Source organism: Streptomyces sp. ACA25 (assembly GCF_028200735.1).
Taxonomy (GTDB): domain Bacteria; phylum Actinomycetota; class Actinomycetes; order Streptomycetales; family Streptomycetaceae; genus Streptomyces.
Genome location: NZ_JAQKPV010000001.1, coordinates 817995 through 825440, shown reverse-complemented (window position 1 = coordinate 825440; position 7446 = coordinate 817995). Strand labels below are relative to the sequence as shown.

The following is a 7446-nucleotide window of genomic DNA, read 5'->3' as shown; positions in this document are numbered from 1 at the left end:
CCGGATCCTCTTATGGCGAACATATGCACGCCAAATCAGACCCGGACGGGTTCTTCTCGCAGTGAGCTGCTGCCGACCTGGGACGCGAGTACGTCACTTGGGGAACCGCGCGGGCTCCGTGGCAACTCGGGGAACCATACGGATCGGCCCCGGCCGTGTCAAACCCACTCCCGCACCGCCGCTCGGTCCATGACCGCCGATTCCAACCTGCCCTGACAGAAGCGGAGTTGCGCCGTCCCGAGCCGGGGAAACCGGTGGCCGGCGGGGTGCATCAAGATGCTGACCGGCATCCTGACGCCCAGCGGGGGCCGCATTCGCGTCGCCGGAATCGATCCGTCGCGGGAGCGGACGAAGCTGGCGCGGCGCATCGGGGTCGTCTTCGGGCAGCGCACCACCCTGTGGTGGGACCTGCCGCTGCGCGACTCCTACGCGCTGGTGCGGCGGATGTACCGGGTGCCCGAGGCCCGCTTACGGCTCAACCTGGAGCGATGCGTCGAACTGCTGGAGCTCGGCGAGCTGCTGGACGTTCCGGTGCGCCAGCTGTCCCTGGGCCAGCGCATGCGCGGCGACATCGCGGCAGCGCTGCTCCACGACCCGGACGTCCTGTACCTGGACGAGCCCACCATCGGGCTGGACGTGGTCAGCAAGGGAAAGGTGCGGCAGTTCCTGCGGGAGCTCAATGCCGAGCGCGGCACCACCGTACTGCTGACCACACACGACCTGACCGACATCGAGGAGGTGATCGCCCGGATGTACGCCGAGGGCGGCCGGAGCTGACGCCCACCGCCCGGCAGGTTCGGCGGGAGTGAGGATCGGGCGCGTTTCCCCGTCCGGAAGGGCTGTTTCGGCGTGGAAACGCGCCCTGCGAGTCCCGGGCATCAGGCATCGGTCTCTCGGACGACAGCTTCCTGTTCCCGCGTGTTCTCGTCCGGACGCAGGGCGTCGAGGATGAGGGTGAGGCCGAAGGTGAACTCCTCGGCGTAGTCATAGCCGGGCTTGAGGGCATGCTCGGTGACGAGCTCGGTCAGGTGAGGGTAGATATCGGCGGGCATCTCGCGCATGAGGGCGTCCGCCATCCCCTCCAGCTCCGTGGAGTCGCGGAACGGCAGGCTCAGCTCCTGGAGCACGAAGCCGTACAGGTAGCTGTCGATCAGTGAGACGGCGTGTGCGGCCATCGGGACGGAGAACCCTCCGGTGCGCAGCGCGCCGAGGACGGCGTCGTGGTGGCGCAGGGTCGCCGGACCGGGCCGGGCGCGGGAGTCCATCAGGGCGACAGCCCATGGATGGCGCCGGAGCACGGCACGGGCGGAGACCGCACGGTGGCGCATGGCGTTCCTCCAGTCCGTGTCGCTCGGGGGCAGGTCGATCTCGTCGAACACCGCGTCCACCATGCCGTCGAGGATGTCTTCCCGGCCGGCTACATGGTGGTAGAGGGACATCGCCTCGACGCCCAGCGGTTTGGCGATGGCCCGCATGGTGAGCGCGTCCGAGCCCTTCTCGTCCGCCACCGCCACCGCTGTGCGGATCACGCGCTCACGGCTGAGCGGGGTGCGCCCCGACCCCCCGCGTCGGACCTTTCCTCCCTCTCGCATGCGCCCCTCCTTCACTTCCCTTGACTGCCTTACGGCATAAGGTTAACGTACCTTACAACATAAGGTCAGCGGGTCGGCGAAGGAGCTGCGTCATGGTCACGGATCGCGTGCAGAAGGTCTGCATCATCGGAGCTTCGGGGAAGCTCGGGCAGTACATGGTCCGGCACGCGCTGGACCGCGGCTACGAGGTGGTCGGCGTGTGCCGGGAACGCAGCGTGCCGAAGCTGGCCGGGTTCGACGGCCGGATGACCATCGTCCCCGGGCCGACGAACGACCCGGAGGTGATCCGGCAAGCAGTCGCCGGGTGCGACGGGGTACTGACGGTGCTGGTGCCCTGGGGCGTGCGGCAGTACGCGTCGGGCACCGCGCAAGCGGTGCTCGACCACGCACGGCCGGACGCGCGCCTGGTCTTCTCCTGTGGCTGGCACATCACGCGCGACGGCAAGGACAGGTACTCGCGGACGTTCAGGGCGGGCCTGCGGATCGCCACCCGGCTGGCGAAGCTTCTCCGCTACGCCGAGATCGACGACCAGGTGGAAGCGTGCCGCCGGGTGTTCGCCAGCGACACCCGGTGGACCGTGGTGCGCGGCAGCACCCTGGAGGAGGGCGAGAGCCAGGGCCTGCCCGTGTGGAGCCGGCACGTGGGTGACCCGGTACTGGCCGGCAATCTGATGCGCAGGGTGGACTTCGCGCTGTTCATGGTGGCGGCACTCACCGACGACTCACTCGTCCGGGAGGCGCCGGCGATCGTCGGCTGCCGGACGTCCGGCGCCCTCGCCCGCGTCGGCGACCCGCACTGACGCGGCGTCCTCAGTTGCCGTCGCCGGAAGCGAGCTCCCGGCTGCGGTCGCGGGCGGCCTCCAGGGCGGCGATGAGGGCGGCCCGGACACCGTGGTTCTCCAGTTCGCGAATCGCGCTGATCGTGGTGCCCCCGGGCGAGGTGACGGCCTCGCGGAGCGTCACGGGGTGTTCCCCGGTGTCCCGGAGCATCAGCGACGCGCCGTAGGCCGCCTGCACGATCAGGTCGTGCGCCTTGTCCCGGGGCAGGCCGAGGAGGATCCCGGCGTCGGTCATCGCCTCGACGAGGAAGTAGAAGTAGGCGGGTCCCGAGCCGGAGAGCGCGGTGGCGGCGTCCTGCTGTGACTCGGGGAGGCGGAGTGTCTTGCCGACGCTGTCGAAGAGTTCCTCGGCGTGGGCCAGATCGTCCTCGGTGGCGTGCGCGCCGGCCGAGATGACCGACATGGCCTCGTCGACGAGCGCGGGGGTGTTCGGCATCGCGCGGACCACCGGGGTCCCCGGAGCGAGGCGCTGTTCGACGAACGCGGTGGTGATGCCCGCGGCCGCGCTGATCACCAGCCGGTCGGCGGGTGTGTGCGGGGCGAGCTCCTCCAGGAGGGCGGCCATGTCCTGCGGCTTGACGGTCAGGACCAGGGTGTCGGCGGCTTTGGCGGCCTCGGCGTTGCTGACGACGCGGACGCCGTGCCGGGCGCGCAGAATCTCGGCGCGCTCGGGCCGGCGGACGCTGACCAGCAGGTCGGCCACGTCCCGGCCGCCCCGCAGCAGCCCCGTGAGGAGGGCCTCGCCGATCTTTCCGGTACCGAGTACGGCGATCTTCTGGGTCATGGGGTGGCTCACCTTGTCGCGTGGGATCCGCACCGTCGCCTGGCTGAACGCGAACGGCGCAACGGGTTCGCAGCCATCCTGACACCGTCCGGGCCCCTCCTGCGGCGTCGGTCCACGGGGCGGTACGCGGGGCGCGGTTGCCCGAGTTCCGCAAGGTCAGTGTGGTCCGGCGGTTCCGGTGAGGTGGGCGTACACGACCACGTTGCCGTCGTATCCGTCGGTTCCGGAGAAGGTGCCGCCGCAGGTGATCAGACGCAGCTCGGGCCGCGAGCTGTGGCGGTAGACACGGTCGTCCGGGAAGTTGTCGCGGGGGTGGACCTCCACGGCGAAGACGGTGAAGACGGCGGTGCGGCCGTCCGCACGCTCGACTTCCACCGTGTCGCCCTTCCTGAGCGCGCCGAGGCGGAAGAACACGGCCGGTCCCTCGGCGTTGTCGACATGCCCGGTGAGGAGCGCGGTACCGGCGACTCCGGGCGGGACGCCCTCGCTGAACCAGCCGACGAGATTCGTCTCGCGCTGCGGTGGGACGGCGAGGCTGCCGTCGGGTTCGAGCCCGACGCCGGTCAGCGGGGACCGCACGCCGATGGCGGGGATGCGGAGGGCGGTGGGTGCGGCCGCGGGCAGGGCCTGCAGGGAGCCGCCGGGCAGTCCGGACGCGGGCAGGCCCGGTCCGCTGTCCAGGCGCTGGGCCGCGGAGGGCTGGGGCGGCACGGGACGGTCCCCGCCGTCCAGGAGCCAGGCGGCCAGGGTGAGGGAGGCGGCGGCCGCCGTGGTGGCGAGCGCCGCCCGGATTATCTGGGCGGTTCTTGTCATGTCGTCTCCCGGGCCGGGTTTGCTCACGGTCGGCGTCCGCGCAGCTCCCGCCGGAGGAGCTCCCGCCGGGCGGGCCTGCGGGCGGTGACTCCGCTGTCAGCAGCGCTCTCCGGCGTGCCGGCGACGCAGTACCCACACGCCGCCGATCGCCGCCGCCGCGAGGAGAGCGGAACCGCCGGCCAGGAGCGCCGTCTCCCGGTCGCCGGCGCCCTCGGCACCTCCGCGCACGCTGCCCGAGGGGGTCGCGGGTGGGTCATCCGGTTCCTGCTCGGCAGCCGGGCCGGGGGCGGCGTCGGCGTGGGGTGCCGGATGCGCGGAAGCGGGGGCGGGCGCACCGGTCGGCGGCGCGGCGGTGGTGGCCGGGGTGTCCGGGGCGGCGGCGACCCGCAGGGTGCCGGTGGCCAGCGCGCCGTCGGAGCAGGTCACGCCGATGCCGTAGTCACCGGCCGCCGCGTGCACAGGCACCCGGAACTGGCCGGTGAGCACATCGGGGCGGCTCGCGGAGCCGAGCGCGAAGGTGCCCGCGCCCACCGCGACCGCGGTTCCTTCCGCCTTCAGGTCCCCCTCGCAGAAGGCGGTCTTCACCGCGACCACGTCCCCGGGAAGGGCGGGGTCCGGATAGAGGTCGACGGTTCCGAAGTCCTGCGCCAGGGCCGGGCCGATCGAGGGTCCCAGGAAGGTCAGGCCGAGGGCGCCGGCGGCGAGAGTACGCGGTGCACGTCGCATGGGGTTCCTCCGCGGGGAGCGCAGCCACGGTGCCTTGGCGCACCGCTCGTGTCGATCTCATCGGTGACGGCCGGTTCCCGCGCGTCGAGGGCTGCCGGATCGCGGGGTCCGGTTGCCGGGCGGGCGGACCCGGCTGAGGGGCATCATGGCTGGTCACGAGGGTGTCGCGAGGACGCACGGCCCGGTCCGGAAGAGGAGGCGAACGGCCGACGCCCGAACGGCGCAGCGGGCCGGCCCGGCACGTTTCCCCGTCGCGTCGGCCCTCGGGCACGGGGAAACGCGCCCTGTCCCCGATCACCGGCCGGATCAGGTCTCGGTGGTGCCGGCCCGCTCCTGCTTCCGTTCCGGAGCCGGAGGGCGTCCGGTCCCGTCCCGGTCTTCGCCCTGGGCGCCCGGGGGCGGCAGGGGGCCGGTACGGGACAGCTCGCCGGGCCACCAGCTGCGGCGTCCGAGGTCCAGCACCGCTCCGGGCACGAGCACGGAACGGATGAGGATGGTGTCGATGAGGATGCCGATGCTGACGACGATGCCCAGCTGAGCCATGGGCACCAGCGGCAGGGTGGCGATTACTGCGAAGGTGGCCGCCAGCACGATGCCGGCGCTGGTGATCACCCCTCCGGTCGAGGTCAGTCCCGCGATCACGCCGCGTTCGTGGCCCTGGATCCGGACCTCCTCCCGTACCCGGGTCATGAGGAAGATCGTGTAGTCGATCCCCAGGGCGGTGAGGAACACGAAGCCCATCAGGGGGACGGACCAGTCGACACCGGCGAACCCGAACACGTGGGTGAACAGCAGGTACGCGGCTCCCAGCGCGGCGACGTTCGAGAGCACTGCGGCCCCCAGGAGCAGCGCGGGGGCGGTGAGGGAGCGCAGGAGCACGATCAGTACGGCGAGCACCACTGCCAGCACCGCCGGGATGACGACCTTGAGGTCGCGCTCGGAGGCCCGCTGGGTGTCCAGGAGTTCCGCGGTCGCGCCGCCCACCGCGGCGTCCGCGCCGTCGACGGAGTGCACGGCGTCACGGAGGCGTTCGACGGTGCGTTTCGCGGCTTCGCTGTCCGGCTCGTCCTCCAGGACGACGGTGAGCAGGACCGACGCGTTGTCGGCCGAACGGGCGTCCGTGGTCACGGCGGCGACCCCGGGCACCTCTTCCGCGGCGGCGGCGACCCGTGGCCCGGTGTCCGCGGCCGTGATGACTCCGGCCGGGTCGGAGGCGCCCGCGGGGTAGTGGTCGGAGATCCGCTCCTGGGCGGTCACCGACTCCGGCGCGGTGCGGAAGAGGTCGGCGTGGGTGAGCCCCAGGGTGATGCCGGTGACGCCGAGGGCGAGGCTGCCGGTCAGACCGACGGCCATCAGCCAGGACCAGCGGGGGCGGCGCGAGATCACCCGGCCGATGCGCTGCCACAGGGTGGTCCGGCTGCGGTAGGGGGTGCCGTACCGGGGAACGACCGGCCAGAAGACCCAGCGGCCGGTCGCGACGAGGAGTGCGGGCAGCAGGGTGACCAGGGCGAAGAGGGTGCAGATCGCGCCGACCGCACCGACCAGGCCGAGGGACCGGGAGGAGTTGACGTCCGCCAGGGCCAGGCAGGAAAGCCCCAGGGCGATGGTGCCGGCGGAGGCGAGCACGGCCGGGAGGCAACGGCTCAGGGCGAGGCGCATCGCGGCGTGCCGGTCCTCGTGCCGGTGGAGTTCTTCCCGGTAGCGGGCGATGAGCAGCAGGGCGTAGTCCGTTCCGACGCCGAAGACCAGGACCATGAGGATGCCTGCGCTCTGCGGGTCCACGGGAAGATTCGCGTACTCCGCGAGCAGGTAGGTGGCGGCCTGGGTGAGGACGGCGGCGAACGCGACGGCTGTCAGCGGCAGGAGCCACAGCAGTGGGCTGCGGTAGATGAGCAGGAGCAGCACGGTGACGACCAGGGCCGAGCCGGCCAGCAGCTTGGTGTCCAGGTCCTGGAAGACGGCGACGTTGTCCTGGAGGCTCGGGGAGGGGCCGCCGACGTGAGCCTCGGTGCCGGGCGGAAGGCCGGCTGCCACGAGGGCGCGGATCTCGTCCACCGTGTCGAACAGCTGGTCGTCGTGGGCGACCGGGACGACGACCATCAGCGCCTCCCCGTCCTCGGAGGGGAGGGGCGGGGGGAGCTCTTCCCCGGGTGCGGTGTGCTGCCGTGCGGCAGCGTGGTCGGCGGCGGCTTTCCGCTCTCCCTCGGGGCTCAGCTCGCCGCCCTCGGCGGCGGTGTAGACGATGACGGCCGGCATGAGCGCGTCGTCGCTGCGGAACCTCTCCAGCGCGGTGTTGTACTCCGTGGACTCCGCCGACCTCGGGAGGAAGGCGTTGGCGCTGGTGTCCTCGACCTCGCCCAGTTTGCCGGCGAGCGGGCCGAGGCTCATGGCCAGGAGCAGCCACAGCCCGAGGACGAGCGACTTGCCGCGCCGGCCGCCGGCGGCGGAGAGCCGGGAGGTGAAGCGCCGGATCCCCGAGGGGTGCTCTGCGTCGGGGATACCCGGCTCGCCCGGGGGGCGGGGGATGGGGGTGCGAGGGCCGCGCATGGTCCGGTCTCCTTTGCTGGGCAAAGCGCGTGCGGGTGTCCAGCCGCGTCTCGGCGAGGGGGTGGCGACCGTGCCTGGCCAGGTCGGGGGCGGGATAGTGGGGGTTGCTCGCCGCGGCCGGCGGTTGCCGCTGCCGGCCGCGGGT

At 72.4% G+C, this 7446-nt stretch carries 6 protein-coding genes and 1 pseudogene; 2 read left to right on the top strand and 5 right to left on the bottom strand.

What is annotated here, in order from left to right; genetic code table 11:
- Positions 1-270 precede the first annotated feature (270 nt).
- Positions 271-771: pseudogene (locus PJ985_RS03815) on the top strand (ATP-binding cassette domain-containing protein); the annotation flags it as partial.
- Between the two features lie 107 nt (positions 772-878).
- Here the strand turns inward: PJ985_RS03815 and PJ985_RS03810 are convergent.
- Positions 879-1592 (bottom strand): TetR/AcrR family transcriptional regulator, encoded by a 714-nt coding sequence (locus PJ985_RS03810; protein ID WP_271682036.1) that lies wholly within the window; start codon positions 1590-1592, stop codon positions 879-881.
- A gap of 92 nt (positions 1593-1684) precedes the next feature.
- On the opposite strand from PJ985_RS03810, the gene PJ985_RS03805 reads away from it, so the two are divergent.
- Positions 1685-2392: an NAD(P)-dependent oxidoreductase gene (locus tag PJ985_RS03805; RefSeq protein ID WP_271682035.1), complete on the top strand. Its 708-nt coding sequence runs from the start codon at positions 1685-1687 to the stop codon at positions 2390-2392.
- 10 nt (positions 2393-2402) lie between these two features.
- Here PJ985_RS03805 and proC read toward each other — a convergent pair whose 3' ends face one another.
- The 4 genes from proC to PJ985_RS03785 all read right to left on the bottom strand — a co-directional run bounded on the left by proC (position 2403) and on the right by PJ985_RS03785 (position 7301).
- Positions 2403-3215 (bottom strand): pyrroline-5-carboxylate reductase, encoded by an 813-nt coding sequence (proC, locus tag PJ985_RS03800; protein ID WP_271682034.1) that lies wholly within the window; start codon positions 3213-3215, stop codon positions 2403-2405.
- A 156-nt stretch (positions 3216-3371) separates the two neighbouring features.
- Positions 3372-4028: a class F sortase gene (locus PJ985_RS03795; RefSeq protein ID WP_271682033.1), complete on the bottom strand. Its 657-nt coding sequence runs from the start codon at positions 4026-4028 to the stop codon at positions 3372-3374.
- A gap of 96 nt (positions 4029-4124) precedes the next feature.
- Positions 4125-4754 carry a hypothetical protein gene (locus PJ985_RS03790; RefSeq protein WP_271682032.1) on the bottom strand — a complete coding sequence of 210 codons (630 nt, stop codon included), beginning with the start codon at positions 4752-4754 and terminating at the stop codon, positions 4125-4127.
- A gap of 306 nt (positions 4755-5060) precedes the next feature.
- On the bottom strand, positions 5061-7301 hold the full coding sequence (locus PJ985_RS03785) for an MMPL family transporter (RefSeq protein WP_271682031.1): 2241 nt from the start codon (positions 7299-7301) through the stop codon (positions 5061-5063).
- Positions 7302-7446: the final 145 nt, after the last annotated feature.

Excerpts from the sequence above, each read along its gene's own strand:
- PJ985_RS03810 (WP_271682036.1), bottom strand. The coding sequence starts at position 1,592 with ATGCGAGAGGGAGGAAAGGTCCGACGCGGGGGGTCGGGGCGCACCCCG.
- PJ985_RS03805 (WP_271682035.1), top strand. The coding sequence starts at position 1,685 with ATGGTCACGGATCGCGTGCAGAAGGTCTGCATCATCGGAGCTTCGGGG.
- proC (WP_271682034.1), bottom strand. The coding sequence starts at position 3,215 with ATGACCCAGAAGATCGCCGTACTCGGTACCGGAAAGATCGGCGAGGCC.
- PJ985_RS03795 (WP_271682033.1), bottom strand. The coding sequence starts at position 4,028 with ATGACAAGAACCGCCCAGATAATCCGGGCGGCGCTCGCCACCACGGCG.
- PJ985_RS03790 (WP_271682032.1), bottom strand. The coding sequence starts at position 4,754 with ATGCGACGTGCACCGCGTACTCTCGCCGCCGGCGCCCTCGGCCTGACC.
- PJ985_RS03785 (WP_271682031.1), bottom strand. The coding sequence starts at position 7,301 with ATGCGCGGCCCTCGCACCCCCATCCCCCGCCCCCCGGGCGAGCCGGGT.